The organism is Bifidobacterium saimiriisciurei (genome assembly GCF_010667655.1).
GTDB classification, from domain to species: Bacteria; Actinomycetota; Actinomycetes; order Actinomycetales; family Bifidobacteriaceae; genus Galliscardovia; species Galliscardovia saimiriisciurei.
Window position 1 is genome coordinate 1 of record NZ_WHZU01000017.1, and the last position, 17,276, is coordinate 17,276.

Here is a 17,276-nt window from a genome sequence, read left to right on the forward strand (position 1 = left end):
GCCCGGCACGGCGATGGTACTGCACCCGACAGGGTGTGGGAGAGTAGCACGCCGCCGCAATTACACGTTGGAAGGCCTTTTGGAAACATCCAAGAGGCCTTTCCGTTTTCCCGTATGCGCTTCCTTTTTTTCATCATCCTTCCTTTTCCATCCTTCTGCTTTCATCCCTTCTTCTTTTTCCTCCTTGTTCCCTTCGCCGTCCCGCGCGCCCGGTCACGGCCCCGAAGACGCACAGCCGAGCACAGGCCACCGCAAACGGACGCCACGGAGCCTCCTGCTCATGAAAGGCCTCACGTCAACTCACATATTCCCAATCATGCGGCTGAGCATGTATGATCCATATCATCTTTTCAACGAAAAGTCACGTTCGTCAACATTCTGCTGTCAACTGGACGAATCTATGACAGGCTCGGTTGGATGGATATAACACAGTCCGTCCGGCAGAAGGAAGAGCCATGAATCATGAGGACCAAAGGAAGCGTCTTTTCATTCGTCGTTGTCATGAGGAACGACGTCGAATGCGGCAAAACAATATCGCGGCTGCCGCCATCGTCCTGATACTGTCACTCATCGTTGCCGTTTCGCCGCAGTCCGTGCCACGGGCAGACGGTTCTGTCGATGCGGGATGCGCCGCTGCGTTCATATGGCCGGTACGAACCTCCGGTTCCGCGGATCCTTCTTTGACGCGAATCTTTGACAATCCCGCGCAGCCGTGGCTTCCCGGCCATAGGGGAGTGGACATCGCGGCAGGCACAGGTGCTCGGCTCGTCTCTCCTGCGGACGGCCACATCGTCTTTTCCGGCAAGGTCGCGGCGAAGGATGTCGTCAGCATACGTCACGCCAACGGCTACACGACCACATACGAGCCATCCGTATCCTCGCTGCCCAGGGGAACGGCATTGCGTCAGGGGCAGGAATTCGGCATGGTCAAGGGACATTCCGACCATTGCGATGCAACATGCCTGCATTGGGGGCTGAAGACCGGAGCCCAGTCATACCGTGACCCGGTGCACGAGATTCATAAACGGCGGATCGCGCTGAAACCGCTGTAATGGAGAGCAGGTCTATACCGGCGGGAACCGCGTTCTTGTGTAGAATCCAAAGTAGAAGTTTCAACGATGGGAGCATCATGCTTAAGGAATACACTCGTCCCGAGGCAAACAGCATTGATTCCAACAAGAACATCTTCTCCATCCTCGAGGAGCGTGCCAACCGCACGCCTGCGGATTCGTTGGTGGAGTACAAGGACGAGAACGGCGTCTGGCAATCCTTCACAGCCGAGGAATTCCAGAATCTGGTCATCGCCCTGGCCAAGGGATTGATCGCCAAGGGCGTGACCAAGGGCGACGCCATCGCGGTCATCTCACATACCCGTTGGGAGTGGACGGCCTTGGATCTGGCGATCATGTCCATAGGTGCACTCACCGTTCCGGTCTACGAAACCAATTCGGCCTTGCAGGTCAAGACCATCTTCAACGATTCCAAGGTCCGTATGGCCTTCGTGGAGGATGACGGCCAGCGTGACAAGATTGATTCCATCCGTGACCAGGCCGCCTATCTCGAAGAGGTATATGTCATTGAGCTCGGCGCATTGGACATGCTTGCCGAGTTCGGCCGGACCATCGCCGATGACGAGTTCTGGAACAGGGAGAACAAGGTCGGGGGAGATGACCTGGCGACCATCGTGTATACATCCGGTTCCACCGGCACCCCCAAGGGCATCGAACTGACCCACGGCAGCTTCGTCTTCATCGCGTATTCCGGCTGCAACACCATGCCGGACATCGCCATGAAGCCCGATCGCCGACTGCTGCTGTTCCTGCCGCTGGCGCATGTCTTTGCTCGATACATGCAGTTCTTCTGCTTCGCGGGCAATGTCACGCTTGGCCTGTCCAGCAACCTCAAGACCATCATCCAGGATTTCCAGTCGTTCAAGCCGACATTCGTGCTGGCCGTTCCGCGAATCTTCGAAAAGATCTACAATGCCGCGTCTCAGAAGGCCGGCGCCGGCATGAAGGGGCATCTGTTCTTCGATGCGGCGAATACCGCCAGGGAATGGTCGCGATATCAGCAATCGGAGCAGAAGACGCCCCTGCCTCTGAAGATGAAGCACGCCCTGTATTCCAAGCTCGTGTATTCGTCCATCATGGACGTCTTCGGCGGCCATGTCGAATATGCGGTCTCCGGAGGCGCCCCGTTGGACAGTTCCATCGCGCATTTCTTCAACGGCATCGGTCTGCCGCTGCTGGAGGGATATGGCATGACGGAGACCTGCGCTCCGGCCTGCGTGAATCCGACAAGCGGATACCGCATCGGTACCATCGGACTGCCCATGCAGGGCGTGACGTTCGGTGTGGCCGATGACGGCGAGCTGTGCATCAAAAGCCGTGCGGTGTGCAGGGGATACCACAATCATCCCGAGATCACTACGCAGCAGATCGTTGACGGATGGCTTCATACCGGCGATCTCGGCGACATCGATGACGATGGATTCATCACCATCACCGGTCGTAAGAAGGACCTCATCATCACCGCCGGTGGCAAGAACGTGTCGCCAAGCGTGTTGGAGACCTCGGTCATGACCTCTCCGGTCGTCGACCAGTGTCTGGTGATCGGAGACAGGCGTCCGTTCATCGCGGCGCTGATCACCATCGATCTTGATGACGCCAACGCCTGGCTTAAGGCGCAGGGCGCCGAGCCGGTGGGATCGCTGATGGAGGCCAAGACGAACCCGATCATCGCAACCGAGGTGGAGCGGGCGGTTGACGCGGCCAATGCCTTGGTCTCACGAGCCGAATCGATTCGCAAGTTCGAGATTCTCGATGAAAGCTTCACCCAGGAGAACGGATTGCTGACACCGAGTTTAAAGGCCCGCCGTGCCGCCATCGAGGAACGGTATGCCGGTCTCATCAACGCCGTCATCTATGTGCCACGCAAAAACCGCTGATTTGCTGTGCTGATTCGGCATGGAAATAGAACGGGGAGTGACCAAACGATCGTGTTTGGTCACTCCCCGTTCTGCTGGGAATGTGATTCTACAATCCCGCGTCCGCGGGCCTGATGTATCCCGGGTCGATCAGTGTTTTCTTCAGATTGCTTGCGGAGACGCTGCGAATCGACTCATGCACGGTCGGTACCTTGACGTCATCCATCAGCGTCGTGGACAGTTTCAGGGATGACGTCGAGGAGAGCTTGTCTCCGTTCGCCAGTGTCTTGCATATCGTGGCAGTGTCGGTCGCATACTGGTTGCGGTCCTCCAGACCGGTGCTCCACTGTCGTCCGTTGACGACGTTCGTGATATTGGAAAGGTACGCGCCGTAGCCGGTGACGATGGGCCAGGCCGGATCGTCCTTGGCATTCTGGGTTTCCGTGTCGGCTTCGGATTCGTCGCCGGTGGCGGAATCCGTCTTGCCTGGATCGGGGACTTTGCCCTTTTTCAGATCCTTGTTGCCTGCGAGATTGTCGACTATGCCACCGATGGTGATCTGCGGATTGATGTCCGCGGCCGAGCCCTCGTATTTCATATCCGACAGCGCATCCGTAACCGCAGCCGCCATCATGTCGTTCATGGCCAGCACGCCGTCCAGCGAGGGATGCAGGCCGTTATCGTCGTCGAAGCCGATTCGTTTGGTGAATTCGGTGGAGATCGCGGAACGGTCGGTGGCCTTGATGACCAGACTCTTCCAACTGTCCTCGGTACTCGATGAATCAAGTGCGCCGGAGGGGCTTACCACCGCCCCGGACTTGAAATAGGGGCCGAGAACCTGCCAGATGCCGGCGAAGACCTCCTTGTCGGTGGTCGCGTCGCTGGAGGGGAGAAGAATCTCTATATGCTTCGGGTTGGCCTTGGTGGCATGCGGAAGATCGAGCTTGTTGGCCAGCAGCGTGGCCTGCGTATGGGCGATTTCGCGCAGGGACGACATCTGCACATACGCGTCGGGGGCGTAGCCCTCGATGGTGTTGGCGACGAGGACAACGGAGATTCCGGCCTTCTGCGCCTTGACCAGCGATGTGCGGAGCCTACGGGCGTCGTCTGATGATGCCGATGCGGAGGAGGTCTTTGCATCGGTCAGGGAAGTATTCTCCGTTCCTTCGGTGTCCTTGCCGACGGAAAGACTCTGATTGATATAGTCGCCATATTGGCGTGTGGCGTCATCGGGTTGTGCCACCGGCGCCAGGACCAACGTCGCCTTGCTGTTCTTCGTGTCCTTATTTTCCTTGGTGAAGTCCTCTACGGCACGGGTCTGGTCCTCAAGTGTCTTCGATTTGACGGAAGTGATTTCGTCATCGTCGAAGCCCTGGGCCGTGAGGGCCTTTTTCAGGCTGGAGCCAAAGGAAGTCCATTTGTTCAGCGGAGTGCTTTGCGAAAGGGTGATGCCGTCGTCGGGAAGCATCAGGGCGACCGGTCCCGATGACGATGCGGAGCTGGAGGGGCTGCCTGACGGAGTGCCCTGTGCCGATCCGCCACAGGATGCGGCGGCGAGCAGCAACGTCATACCCATCACCGCACCGGTGGCCTTCCGCCCCCACCTGCTCAATCCACGCACTGGCATCACACACCCTTCGTCGTCACCGGCATCGTCGAACTTCTTAGACGATTATGTTAACCGACTATGGGGATTGTATGGCATTTCGCCGACGCATGAAGAACGGGTGTCAGGGCATTTCGGAGGCGCCGCGCCTCCGAAATGCCCTGACACCCGTGTTCGTATGCGGTGGGGAGCGTCAGGCGGCAAGCGCCTTGGCGAGATTCTCGTCGAGCGCGTTCATGAAGCCCTCGGTGTCGAGCCACGCCTGATCGGGGCCGATGAGCATGGCGAGGTCCTTGGTCATCTGTCCGCCTTCGACGGTGTCGACGATGACCTTCTCCAGGGTCTCGGCAAAGTGGCGGACGTCGGGCGTGCCATCAAGGTCCGCACGATGCTTGAGGCCGCCGGTCCAGGCGAAGATCGATGCAATCGGGTTGGTGGACGTCTTCTCGCCCTTCTGCCAGCGGCGGTAGTGTCGGGTCACGGTGCCGTGTGCGGCCTCGGCCTCCACGGTCTGTCCGTCCGGGGTCATGAGCACGGAGGTCATGAGGCCGAGGGATCCGAAGCCCTGAGCCACGGAGTCGGACTGCACGTCGCCGTCGTAGTTCTTGCAGGCCCAGATGTAGCCGCCGTGCCACTTGAGGGAGCTGGCGACCATATCGTCGATGAGGCGGTGCTCGTAGGTCAGGCCCTCGGCCTCGAAACGGTCCTTGTATTCGGTCTCGAACACTTCGGCGAAGATGTCCTTGAACTGGCCGTCGTACGCCTTGAGGATGGTGTTCTTGGTGGAGAGGTATACGGGGTAGTGGCGCATGAGCCCGTAGTTGAAGCAGGCGCGTGCGAAGCCACGGATCGAATCGTTGACGTTGTACTGGACCTGGGCCACGCCACCGTCCTCGCCGTAGTCGTAGACCACGTGCTCGATGGGTTCGGAACCGTCCTCGGGGGTGAAGGTGACGGTGAGACGGCCGGCTCCCGGGACCTTGAAGTCGGTGGCCTTGTACTGGTCGCCGAAGGCGTGGCGGGCGACGACGATCGGCTTGGTCCAGCCGGGGACCAGACGCGGTACGTTGCTCATTACGATCGGCTCGCGGAAGATGGTGCCGCCGAGGATGTTGCGGATGGTACCGTTGGGGGACTTCCACATCTTCTTCAGGCCGAATTCCTTGACGCGGGCCTCGTCCGGGGTGATGGTGGCGCACTTGACGCCGACGTGCTCGCGCTGGATCGCGCGCGCCGCGTCGATGGTGACCTGGTCGTCGGTCGCGTCACGGTTCTCGATGCCGAGGTCGTAGTAGTCGAGGTCGATGTCGAGGTACGGCAGGATGAGACGGTCCTTGATGTCCTTCCAGATGACGCGGGTCATCTCGTCGCCGTCGAGTTCGACGACCTTGCCTTCGACTTTGATTTTCGCCATGGGATTGCGCTCCTTCTAACGGCATAATCGTATGCGTTGTCGATACAACATCATCTTCATACACGATTCATGTTTCATTGCGCGGGGAATGTCCAGTTTTCCCGTGGCGCCATGTCGTCTTCACGCCGCATTAGCCTAGGAGGCATGACTCAAGAGACTGAAATCGGCCTGGGCAAGTCCGGCCGTCTGAGCTATTCGTTGGACGATGTGGCCATCGTTCCCTCCCGCCGTACGCGTGACCCCGGCGATGTGTCCACCTCGTGGCAGGTCGATGCCTATGAGTTTGATATTCCGGTCATCGGCGCGCCGATGGATTCGGTGATGAGCCCCGCGACCGTGATCGAGCTGGGACGTCTCGGTGGTCTCGGTGTGCTCGACCTCGAGGGTCTGTGGACGCGTTACGAGGATCCGGAACCGCTGCTGGAGGAGATCGCGCAGGCACCGCAGGCCGAGGCCACCGCACGCATGCAGGAGCTGTACAAGGCCCCGATTCGTTCCGACCTGATCACCCGTCGCCTGCATGAGATCCGTGACGCCGGCGTTACGGTCGCCGGATCGCTGACCCCGCAGCGCACGCAGGAATTCTATTCCACGGTATTGGAGGCCGGCGTCGATCTGTTCGTCATCCGCGGGACCGCGGTCTCCGCGGAACATGTCTCCAGGTCGCATGAGCCGTTGAACCTGAAGAAGTTCATCTACGAGCTCGATGTGCCGGTCATCGTCGGTGGCGCCGCGACCTATCAGGCCGCGCTTCATCTGATGCGCACGGGCGCCGCCGGCGTGCTGGTGGGAATCGGCGGCGGCGCCGTCTCCACCATGCGCACCACCATCGGCATGCACGCCCCCATGGCCACGGCGATCGCCGACGTCGCCGCCGCACGCCGCGACTATATGGACGAGTCCGGCGGCCGCTATGTGCACGTGATCGCCGATGGCGGCACCGGCGTCTCCGGCAATTTCGTCAAGGCGTTCGCTTTGGGCGCCGACGCCGTGATGCTCAGCGCCCCGCTGGCAAGGGCCTCCGAGGCTCCCGGCCACGGTGAGCTGTGGGGTGCCGAGGCCCATCATGCCGAGCTGCCGCGCGGCCGTCGTTTCCACGTCGGGACGGTGGGCGATATGCGCGAGATCCTGTTCGGACCGAGCCATCAGGCCGATGGCACGGTGAACTTCGTCGGTGCGCTGCGTCGAGCCATGGCCTCGACCGGCTACCTCGATGTCAAGGAATTCCAGCGTTGCGGCGTCGTGGTGACGCCCTACGAGCGTCTGTAGGACGATTCCAGCGTCGCATGCACCGGTTTTGCGGTGCGGTGTGCGTCTGTGAGATTGCGGGGCCCTGCGAACATTGTTCGCAGGGCCCCGTTTCGTCGGGTCATCCTATCCGTGCATGGACCTCCTCATAGGCGGTGAATCGTCTCCATGAAGACGAGTTATTCCACTTATGCACAATTTTCGATACGCGAGTTGACCTATGGGGGTATTCGTACCATGCTTGTGGATTAACCCCCGTATACAAGGATGGTCGGGGGAAATATTCAGGGCGATGGACGTCCTGTGGATAGGAGAAGAGAACATGGCAAAGAAGCATGACGACGATGACGATTCCGAGGAGGACCGCTGTTTTTCGTTCCGCCTGCCCAGCGCATACGGGGTCGAAGGCGGCGTACGCATGCGGATCAGCCGCATCTCGAAAAAGGACCTGACCATCAGGGAGGGCGCCGATCTGGCATCGAAGGCGTGCCAGCTCGCGTGCCTTGGATCCGACGTCGTCCGAGGACGCGTCTCCAGCAAGGTGCTGGTCTCCTCGGTGGACGACAAGACCATCGGCAGGTTGACGTTCATGGCGGGACTGGTCAGGGAAAGCCGCGAACAGGGAATGAAGGGGTCCCTGCGCAACAAGCATCTGCCACCCGTCCCGATGTACCTGTATGGAACCGTGCTCAGCCATAATCGGTTCGACGCCTGCGTCGGCATGACGATCGGCTATGACGACTACAGCGCCACGGTGGTCCTCGAGCGGCGGGGGAGCCGTTGGGTGTGCACTGCACTTGACTTCGGGTGATGCCCCCTGCCGATGGACGATCGGCGGCGAGTGGCGTGCCTGTGGGGTGCGTCGTCCTATAGTAGTGCTTATGCTTCGTGAATACTCGGTCGATGTTATTCGCCCTACTACGGAAAAAGACACCATATACTCGTTGCTCGCGCGCCGATTCTCCCGCGACGGCGATGACCTCATCGCGCAGTGGCAGGATGACGACACCCGTCAGTGGCATGACGTCACGGCGGCCGAGATGTACCACAGGGTGAGGCAGGTGGCCAAGGGCCTCATGGGCCTTGGCGTCAAAGCCGGAGACAACGTCGTCATCTATTCGGCGACCTGCTACCCATGGGGCGTGGTGGACTTCGCATGCGCCGCCATCGGCGCCGTAAGCGTGCCGATATACGAGACCGATTCCTCCGAACAGACCGCCAACATCGTCACGGACGTCGAGCCGGTGATCGCGTTCGCGGGGGACTACGAGCACGCGCAGACCCTGGAATTGATTCGCAAGCACCGCGATTCCCTCCGGTACGTGTTCAACTTCAAGGCCGACGGTCTCGATGCGGTGTCGGATTTCGGGGAAGCCGTGTCGGACGCCGATCTGGACGCCGCTATCGAAGCGGTGAAGGCCGACGATCCGGCGACCATCGTGTACACCTCCGGATCGACGGGGAAGCCGAAGGGGGCGGTGCTGTCGCACCGCAACTTCACCCACACCGTGCTCAACGGCTATGAGGTGCTCAACGACATGCTTTTCCAGCCCAGCCGCCTTCTGTTGTTCCTTCCGCTGGCCCACTGCTTCGCCCGATACATCCAGTACGTCGCCATCGGATCGCATGGCGTGGTCGGATACATTCCCGGAGCCCGTCACCTGCTCGCCGACCTGCGTGGCTTCAAGCCCACGTATCTGCTGGGCGTTCCCCGCGTGTTCGAGAAGGTGTATAACGCGGCCTCTCAGAAGGCCGGCACCGGCATGCGCGGCCGCATCTTCGCCAATGCGTTCCATCATTTCGTGCAGTGGTCGAAGGACGAGCAGGACAAGGGGACGCACGGATTCGCCGACCGTATCCGCCACGCCTTCTACATGAGGACCGTCGGCGCGTCCATCCGCTCCGCCCTCGGGCCGAACCTGAAGTATCTGGCCTGCGGCGGGGCCCCGTTGAACACCGACCTCGCGCATTTCTTCAACGGATTCGACGGCATCACCTTCATCCAGGGCTATGGCATGACGGAGACGGCGGCGCCGTGCATGGTGAACTTCCAGGACCGCAACGAGATCGGATCCGTCGGGCTCCCCGGGTGCATGGAGGTGAAGCTGGCCGACGACGACGAACTGATGATTCGCGGGGCGAGCGTGTTCCTCGGCTATTACAAGCAGCCCGAACTGACCAAGGAGGTCCTGGAGCCCGACGGATGGCTGCACACCGGCGACCTCGCCCGCATAGACGACAACGGATTCACCTTCATCACCGGCCGCAAGAAGGACATCATCATCACCGCCGGCGGCAAGAACGTATCACCCGCCCCTCTCGAGGACACCGTCGGAACCTGTCCGATAGTGTCCCACGCCGTGGTCATCGGCGACGGGCGGCCGTTCATCTCCGCGCTGATCGCGCTGGATCCCGACATGCTGTCGTCGTGGCTCGAATCCCAGGGGCTGGATGCGTCCATGGATGCATCCCAGGTCGCCGACAACGACGCCGTCCGCGCATTGGTCCAGCAGTACGTCGACCGCGCGAACGCCACGGTGTCCCGTGCCGAGTCCATCCGCAAGTTCGTCATCCTCGACCATGATTTCAATCAGGAGGACGGCACGCTGACGCCGAGCATGAAGGTGGTCCGCCCCAAGGTGCTCAAGGTCTACGCCGACATGATCGACAAGGTGCTGTACGCCCCCAAGGCCGGCTCGTCCCGGCCCGCGCCCGCGCTTTCGTCGAAGCAGATCTTCGAACGCGCCTCCGAGACCATCGCCTCCCTGCCGAGCACCAAGGAGGCGAAGGAGATGCTCGACCAGGCCAAGAGCAACGTCAGCGGTTCCCTGGCCAACGTGTCGAAGAAGCTGCATCAGGCGGACGACCGTGACGAACAGGACGGGGCCTCCGAGCAATCCGATACGCTTGAGGGCGACGTTCCGAACAACGACAACGACGACAAGGAGTAGAAGCAAGTGGCAATCCGTGAAATCCGCGTGGTACCCGATCCCATCCTCCGTACGCCCTGCGATCCCATCCGCACCATCACCCCCTCCATCGAGCGCCTCGTGCAGGATCTGCTGGAGACGGTCGACGATCCAGGACGTGCGGGACTTTCCGCCAACCAGATCGGGGTGGGCCTGCGTGCGTTCTCGTACAACATCGAAGGCAAGATCGGCTACATTCTCAACCCGGTGATCGAGGAGACGAGGGGCGAGCAGTATGGCGACGAGGGATGCCTCTCCGTTCCCGGGCTGTGGTACAAGACGCGTCGCGCCGATTACGCCCGCGTGTCCGGCATCGACCTCGACGGCAGGCCGGTGACGTTGGAGGGAAGCGGCCTCATGGGGCGTATGCTGCAGCACGAGTGCGACCATCTGGACGGACATGTGTACCTCGACCGTTTGGAGAAGGAGGAGCGTCGCGAGGCCCTTCGCATGATGCGTTCGCGCTGACCGCCGGAATGTGGTAGACTGAAAAATCGCGTGCCAATCGGCCTTGGTCGCAGTCGCAGGTGAACAGGGCCACCATCATCATTCCCAATCCGGCACGCGAAAAACGCGTCATGTCGGCGACGGTCTGTGTCGGTCGGCCTTCCTCGGGGAAGGTTGCACGCAGACGCGCATGACCAGGCAACAACCGACAGAAAGGTATATGGCATGGCACAGATCACCATGAGCCAGATGCTCAAGGCTGGCGTTCATTTCGGTCATCAGACCCGTCGTTGGAACCCCAAGATGAAGCAGTACATCTTGATGGAGCGCAACGGCATCCACATCATCAACCTGTTCAAGTCCCTCGACCTGATCGACAAGGCCTATGACTTCATCAAGGCCACCGTTGCCCACAACGGCACCGTTCTGTTCGTCGGCACCAAGAAGCAGGCCGCCGAAGCGATCGCCGAGCAGGCCACCCGCGTCAACATGCCGTACGTCTCCGAGCGCTGGCTCGGCGGCATGCTCACCAACTTCCAGACCGTTTCCAAGCGCGTCGCCCGCATGAAGGAGCTCGAGGAGATGGACTTCTCCGACGTGCACGCCTCCGGTCTGACGAAGAAGGAACTGCTGCTGCTCGAGCGCGAAAAGGACAAGCTGGTCAAGCAGCTTGGCGGTATCCGCAACATGAACCGCACCCCCTCCGCTCTGTTCGTCGTCGACATCAACAAGGAGTCCCTGGCCGTCGAGGAAGCCCACAAGCTTCACATCCCGGTCGTGGCCCTCGTCGACACCAACACCGACCCCGACCTCGTCGACTACCCGATTCCGGCCAACGATGACGCCATCCGCGCCGTCGAGCTGCTGACCACCCTGATGGCCGACGCCGTCGCCGACGGTCTGCTGGAGCGTTCCGGCAAGGCCTCCGACAAGGGCGCTGACAAGGGCGAGGCCCAGCCGCTGCCCGAGTGGGAAACCGAACTGCTGAAGCAGGGTGACGCCGAGGCCGCCGCCGAGCCGAAGGCCGAAGAGGCCAAGGCCGAGTGACCTGATGTTCAGCCGTCCGCCAAAAAGGGGACGGCTGATGTCTATGATGATAGCGACCGTGACAACACGGTCGCACATGTATTGAGGAGACAACTAGCTATGGCAAAGATCACCGCCGCTCTCATCAAGCAGGTTCGTGAAGACACCGGTGCCGGCATGATGGACGTCAAGAAGGCTCTTACCGAGGCTGAAGGTGACGTCGCCCGCGCCAAGGAAATCATCCGCGCCAAGGGCATCCAGGCCGCCGGTAAGCGTGAAGGCCGCAAGGCCCAGGAAGGCACCATCGCCTCCACCGTGGTCGACTCCGCCAATGGTCAGGTCGGCTACGCGGCCGAGCTGAACTCCGAGACCGACTTCGTGGCCAAGACCCCGAAGTTCGTGGAGTTCGCCGACGGCATCCTCGCCGACGCCGTCAAGGCCGAGGCCGCCGACGCCGACGCCGTGCTTGCGGCCGCCGCCGAGGACGGCACCGTCAAGGAGGCCATCGAAGAGGCCGCCGCCCTGTTCGGCGAGCACGTCAAGCTTGGCCAGTACGCCAAGATCGAAGGCCCGCATGTCGAGGTCTACGCCCACAAGAAGTCCGCCGAGATGCCGCCGAGCATCGTGGCCATGATCGCCACCGACGAAGCCGGTGCCGCCGTGGCTCATGAGGCCGCCCTGCAGATCTCCGCCATGGACCCGAAGTGGCTGACCCGCGAGGACGTCCCGGCCGAAGTCGTCGAGTCCGAGCGCCGCGTCGCCACCGAGAAGTCCCTGGCCGAAGGCAAGCCCGAGAAGATCGTTCCCAAGATTGTCGAAGGCCGTCTCAACGCCTTCTTCAAGGACAACGTCCTTCTTGAGCAGCAGTTCGTCAAGGACCCGTCCAAGAAGGTCGGCGACCTGTTCAAGGAAGTCGGCGGCAAGGCCTTCGGCTTCGTCCGCATCGAGGTCGGCAAGGGCGAGGAAGACTGATTTCCACCTGCTGACATAACGGGAAAGGCGAATCCGCTCCGGTGGATTCGCCTTTCCCTTATATTGGGGGCGTCGATTGCCGTTCCGCCCTCGTATTGTCAGTAATCGCCGTTACCATGGATACGGTTTTTTTAAGAGACGAAAGGTGTCACATGGCTGACAACTGTTCCAAGGACCTGAACGACCAGCAGCGTAGCTCGCGAAGGGTATTGCTGAAGCTTTCCGGAGAGGCGTTCGGCGGAGGCCACGTCGGCATCGATCCCGTCGTGGTGCGTCGAATCGCCGGGGAGATCGCCGTCGCCGTGAAGCACGGCGTACAGGTCGCCATCGTCGTCGGTGGCGGCAACTTCTTCCGAGGCGCCGAACTGCAGCAGGCGGGCATCGACCGTTCGCGAGGCGACTACATGGGCATGCTCGGCACGGTGATGAACTGCCTCGCGCTTCAGGACTTCCTGGAACAGGAGGGGCAGGCGACCCGTGTCCAGTCGGCCATCCAGATGACCCAGGTCACCGAACCCTACATCCCGCTCAAGGCGATTCGCCATCTGGAAAAGGGACGTGTCGTGGTGTTCGGCGCGGGAGCGGGCATGCCGTACTTCTCCACCGATACCGTGTCCATCCAGCGCGCCCTGGAAATCCACTGCTCCGAGGTTCTGATGGGCAAGAACGGCGTGGACGGCGTATACACCTCCGATCCCCGCAAGGATGCCGAGGCCAAGATGTTCACCCGTCTGAGCTACAACCGCGCGCTTGTCGACAATCTTGCGGTGATGGACGCCTCGGCCCTCTCCATGGCCAGGGACAACACGCTGCCGATTCGCGTGTTCGGCCTCGAGGAGCCCGGCAATGTCACCAGGGCCCTGGAGGGTGAGACCATCGGCACGCTGGTGAGCGCGGTCGATTCGGTAACGAAGTAATATAAGGCAGGACATCTTCCCCGGAACAAGGAAGTTCGGCCGTGCGGCGTCCGCCGCACGGCATCGTCAAAAGGAGAATTATGGCAGCAATCATTGATCAGGCCACGGCCCAGATGAACAAGACCGTCGAGTCCACGAAGGAGAACTTCGCTGGAATCCGCACCGGTCGCGCGAACCCCGCGTTGCTGAACGGCATCGTCGTCGACTACTACGGCGCCCCGACCCCGCTGAAGCAGATGGCCACCATCGGCGTTCCCGAGCCGCGCACCCTTGCCATCACCCCGTTTGACGTCACCCAGGCCTCGGCGGTCGAGAAGGCGCTGCGTGATTCCGATCTGGGCGTCAACCCGAACCGTGACGGCAACGTCATCCGCATCACCCTGCCCGAGCTGACCGAGGACCGACGCAAGGAGTACGTCAAGCTGGCCAAGGGCAAGGCGGAGGACGGCAAGGTCGCCATCCGCAACATCCGACGCAAGACCAAGGAGTCCATCGAGGCCTCCGTCAAGGACGGCGATATGGGCGAGGACGAGGGCAATCGTCTGCAGAAGGAGCTCGACAAGGTGACCAAGAAGATCTCCGACGAGATCGACGCCCTCTTCGCCGGCAAGGAAAAGGAAATCCTCGAGGTCTGAGCCAGTTCAGACGGAACAACGCAATGAGTAGGTCAAAGCGCAAGGAAGAGGCCGAGGAGGCCATCGATTCGATCAACAAGCGGACGGGACGGAACATGCCCCAGGCCATCGGCACCGGTGTAGTGCTGGTGGCCATCATCCTGGCCGCTCTCATGATCAACATCGATGTGTTCGTCGGCCTCATCGTTGTTTTCATGGTGCTGGCCCTGTGGGAGCTGCGCGTAGATTTCGCCACGGTGGGCATCCGAATCCCCGTATTGGCGCTGTGGGTGTCGTCGACCATCATCCTGATCGCCACATATGCCATAGAGGACCATGTCCTGGCGATGTGCATCGGCACGGCGCTGGCGCTGCCGTATGTGGCGCTTGCGGCGTCCACGCGGCTGAGCGTGGTGGGCCGCCGTGTCTCGATGGCGGTCGCCAACAAGCTCTCGCACGCGGATGCGGACATGCGTGAGAAGTCGTCGTTCAACATGCAGGATGACGGCAGGCACGTTCCCCGGTTCACCAATGTGGCTGTCTCCCTGTTCGTGGTGCTGTACGTGCCCTTCCTCGCGGGATTCATCGTGCTCCCGCTCACATGGGAGCATCCGGTCGCGCACGCCTTCCTCATGGTGTTCGTTCCCGCCCTGGGCGATATCGGCGGTCTTGTCTTCGGCGCATGGATGGGCAGGCACAAGCTGTCGCCGCGCATATCGCCGAAGAAGTCCGTTGAAGGCCTTCTGGGCTCCATCCTATTCTGCTTCGTCGGTGCGCTGGTGATATTCCTGGTCACCTATGACCGTACGATGTGGGTTTCGCATTGGTGGGTTCCCGTGCTGTTCGGCGTCATGATCGGCATCGTGGGCACGTTCGGCGATTTGTGCGCCTCCATGCTCAAGCGCGACCTTGGCATCAAGGACATGGGGCATCTTCTCAAAGGGCATGGCGGCGTCCTGGACCGCGTCGACTCCATCCTGATGGCGGCGCCGTTCATCTGCGCCGTCCTGGCGATGGTCGGCCTATAGCGATAACGGGTATCTGACGACGACAACGACGCGGGAGGGCGAACGATGAGCGAACAGATTGAAACAGGCATCACCGAAGGCGGACGCTTGGGCGCGTTCCGCGACATACTGGCCAAGGACCACGCCCGACGAGGCAAGCCGCCGGTCCATTTCGCGGATATGACTCCTGAGGAGCGCGTGGAACGGGTGCAGGCCCTCGGCCTTCCCAAATTCCGCGCCAAGCAGCTTGCCAACCACTATTTCTCCCGTCTGAGCGTGAACCCGGACGATTTCACGGATTTCCCGGCGTCGCGAAGGCAGGACGCGGTCGATGCGTTCTTCCCCGTGTTGATCGAGCCGCTGCTGAGACAGGTCGCCGACCAGGGCACGACCGTGAAGACCCTGTGGAAGCTCTTCGACGGTTCGCGCATCGAATCCGTTCTCATGCGATATCCGACCCGTACCACGCTGTGCATCTCCAGTCAGGTGGGATGCGGCATGGGATGCCCGTTCTGCGCGACCGGCAAGCTCGGTCTCACCCGCAACATGTCGACGGGGGAGATACTCGAGCAGGTGCGGGTCGCCGCCAAGGCGATGCGTGACGGCGATGTCGCCGGAGGCCCCGGACGGTTGAGCAACGTCGTGTTCATGGGAATGGGGGAGCCCATGGGCAACTACCGTTCGGTACTGTCGGCCATCCGGCAGATCAGCGCCCAGCCGCCTGAGGGGTTCGGCATCTCGGCGCGAAATATCACGGTCTCCACGGTCGGCGTGGTCCCCGGCATCAAAAAGCTTGCCGCGGAGGGCATTCCCGTCCGCCTGGCGGTGTCGCTCCACGCCCCCAACGACAAGCTCCGTGACGAGCTTGTGCCGATGAACCGCCGTTTCGACACCACGCAGGTCCTCGATGCCGCGCATGACTACTATCTTGCATCCAAGCGTCGCGTCAGCATCGAATACGCCCTGATGCGGGGCATCAACGACCAGGCGGTTCACGCCCGTCAGCTGGCGAACCGTCTGAACCATTACGGCGACAACTGGGCGCATGTCAACCCCATTCCGCTCAATCCCATCGAGGGGTCGCGTTGGACGGCCTCCGACCCGGAGGATGAACGCATATTCCTGGACATCCTGCACAAGGCCGGCATCACCGCCACCCTGCGCGATACGCGCGGTTCGGACATCGACGGCGCCTGCGGTCAGCTCGCGGCGAAGGAACAGCTCTCCAGCGCGTCGTAATCAAAGCGTCGTCAAGTGACGTTACCCTGTTGCTAGTGCGCAGACGCTGCACTATGTATGACTCATGCAAAAAGGGGTGAACATGTCGCTGGCGGTAAGGGTGATACCGTGTTTGGATGTTGACGCGGGACGTGTGGTGAAGGGCGTCCATTTCGAGAATCTCCGGGATGCCGGCGATCCCGTGGAACTGGCCGCCGAATACTATCGTCAGGGAGCGGACGAACTGACCTTCCTCGATGTGACGGCCTCGAGCTCCCATCGCCAGACCATGTATGACGTGGTGCGTCGCACCGCCGAGGAGCTTTTCATCCCTCTGACGGTGGGGGGCGGCGTCCGCACCGTCGATGACGTCGACATGCTGTTGCGTTGCGGTGCGGACAAGGTGGGCGTCAATACCGCGGCCATCAACAACCCCCAGATGATCAGCGACGTCTCGACCAGATTCGGGCGCCAGGTGCTGGTGCTTTCCGTCGATGCGCGGCGTGAGCGGGGCGAGCAGCACACCAGATCCGGCTTTGAGGTCACCACCATGGGCGGCCGCAAGTCCACGGGCATCGACGCCCTATGGTGGGTGAAGCGGGCCGAGCAGCTCGGCGCCGGCGAGATCCTCCTCAATTCCATGGACGCCGACGGGACGAAGAACGGCTTCGACCTCGAGATGATTGAAAAAGTGCGCAACGAGGTATCCATCCCCATCATCGCCAGCGGCGGGGCGGGCAAGGCCGAGGACTTCCCTCCGGCCATCGCGGCCGGCGCCGATGCGGTGCTGGCCGCATCCGTATTCCACTTCGGCCAGGTCACCATCCCCGAAGTCAAGGCGGAACTTGCCAAGCACGGGTATGCCGTCCGTTAGCGTCCGATAGACGGTCCATACGGCGCAAACACGTCCCG

The 17,276-nt window shown here is 61.5% G+C and carries 15 protein-coding genes; 13 read left to right on the forward strand and 2 right to left on the reverse strand.

Translation table 11 applies throughout. The features are described 5' to 3' along the window. The first annotated feature begins 455 nt into the window (after positions 1 to 455). The gene (locus GFD18_RS09300) at positions 456 to 1,052 is read left to right on the forward strand and encodes a M23 family metallopeptidase (protein ID WP_163200318.1); all 597 of its coding nucleotides are present in this window, start codon (positions 456 to 458) and stop codon (positions 1,050 to 1,052) included. Between the two features lie 77 nt (positions 1,053 to 1,129). Then, positions 1,130 to 2,947, forward strand: a complete 1,818-nt coding sequence (locus tag GFD18_RS09305; protein WP_163200319.1) for an AMP-dependent synthetase/ligase — start codon at positions 1,130 to 1,132, stop codon at positions 2,945 to 2,947. A gap of 88 nt (positions 2,948 to 3,035) precedes the next feature. Here GFD18_RS09305 and GFD18_RS09310 read toward each other — a convergent pair whose 3' ends face one another. Together GFD18_RS09310 and GFD18_RS09315 are read right to left on the reverse strand one after the other, a co-directional pair. Continuing rightward, positions 3,036 to 4,553, reverse strand: coding sequence for a type 1 periplasmic-binding domain-containing protein (locus GFD18_RS09310; RefSeq protein ID WP_163200320.1), 1,518 nt, complete (start codon positions 4,551 to 4,553; stop codon positions 3,036 to 3,038). 172 nt (positions 4,554 to 4,725) lie between these two features. Beyond that, complete coding sequence (locus GFD18_RS09315) at positions 4,726 to 5,946, reverse strand: NADP-dependent isocitrate dehydrogenase (RefSeq protein ID WP_163200321.1); 1,221 nt, start codon at positions 5,944 to 5,946, stop codon at positions 4,726 to 4,728. 144 nt (positions 5,947 to 6,090) lie between these two features. On the opposite strand from GFD18_RS09315, the gene GFD18_RS09320 reads away from it, so the two are divergent. The 11 genes from GFD18_RS09320 to hisF all read left to right on the forward strand — a co-directional run bounded on the left by GFD18_RS09320 (position 6,091) and on the right by hisF (position 17,238). Beyond that, complete coding sequence (locus tag GFD18_RS09320; RefSeq protein ID WP_163200322.1) at positions 6,091 to 7,215, forward strand: GuaB3 family IMP dehydrogenase-related protein; 1,125 nt, start codon at positions 6,091 to 6,093, stop codon at positions 7,213 to 7,215. A 301-nt stretch (positions 7,216 to 7,516) separates the two neighbouring features. Further along, the gene (locus tag GFD18_RS09325) at positions 7,517 to 8,005 is read left to right on the forward strand and encodes a hypothetical protein (RefSeq protein WP_163200323.1); all 489 of its coding nucleotides are present in this window, start codon (positions 7,517 to 7,519) and stop codon (positions 8,003 to 8,005) included. Between the two features lie 70 nt (positions 8,006 to 8,075). Then, positions 8,076 to 10,145: an AMP-dependent synthetase/ligase gene (locus GFD18_RS09330; RefSeq protein WP_163200324.1), complete on the forward strand. Its 2,070-nt coding sequence runs from the start codon at positions 8,076 to 8,078 to the stop codon at positions 10,143 to 10,145. 6 nt (positions 10,146 to 10,151) lie between these two features. After that, positions 10,152 to 10,631 (forward strand): peptide deformylase, encoded by a 480-nt coding sequence (gene def, locus GFD18_RS09335; RefSeq protein WP_163200325.1) that lies wholly within the window; start codon positions 10,152 to 10,154, stop codon positions 10,629 to 10,631. A 204-nt stretch (positions 10,632 to 10,835) separates the two neighbouring features. Continuing rightward, positions 10,836 to 11,657 (forward strand): 30S ribosomal protein S2, encoded by an 822-nt coding sequence (rpsB, locus tag GFD18_RS09340; protein ID WP_163200326.1) that lies wholly within the window; start codon positions 10,836 to 10,838, stop codon positions 11,655 to 11,657. A gap of 99 nt (positions 11,658 to 11,756) precedes the next feature. Next, positions 11,757 to 12,608, forward strand: a complete 852-nt coding sequence (tsf, locus tag GFD18_RS09345; protein WP_163200327.1) for a translation elongation factor Ts — start codon at positions 11,757 to 11,759, stop codon at positions 12,606 to 12,608. Positions 12,609 to 12,760: 152 nt separating this feature from the next. Next, a complete protein-coding gene (gene pyrH, locus GFD18_RS09350; RefSeq protein ID WP_163200328.1) occupies positions 12,761 to 13,525 on the forward strand; it encodes a UMP kinase in 765 nt (254 codons plus the stop codon). A gap of 80 nt (positions 13,526 to 13,605) precedes the next feature. Further along, the gene (gene frr, locus GFD18_RS09355) at positions 13,606 to 14,160 is read left to right on the forward strand and encodes a ribosome recycling factor (RefSeq protein WP_100510937.1); all 555 of its coding nucleotides are present in this window, start codon (positions 13,606 to 13,608) and stop codon (positions 14,158 to 14,160) included. A 23-nt stretch (positions 14,161 to 14,183) separates the two neighbouring features. After that, positions 14,184 to 15,167 carry a phosphatidate cytidylyltransferase gene (locus tag GFD18_RS09360; RefSeq protein WP_163200329.1) on the forward strand — a complete coding sequence of 328 codons (984 nt, stop codon included), beginning with the start codon at positions 14,184 to 14,186 and terminating at the stop codon, positions 15,165 to 15,167. 45 nt (positions 15,168 to 15,212) lie between these two features. Next, positions 15,213 to 16,385 carry a 23S rRNA (adenine(2503)-C(2))-methyltransferase RlmN gene (gene rlmN, locus GFD18_RS09365; protein WP_163200330.1) on the forward strand — a complete coding sequence of 391 codons (1,173 nt, stop codon included), beginning with the start codon at positions 15,213 to 15,215 and terminating at the stop codon, positions 16,383 to 16,385. 82 nt (positions 16,386 to 16,467) lie between these two features. Beyond that, a complete protein-coding gene (gene hisF, locus GFD18_RS09370; RefSeq protein ID WP_163200331.1) occupies positions 16,468 to 17,238 on the forward strand; it encodes an imidazole glycerol phosphate synthase subunit HisF in 771 nt (256 codons plus the stop codon). Positions 17,239 to 17,276: the final 38 nt, after the last annotated feature.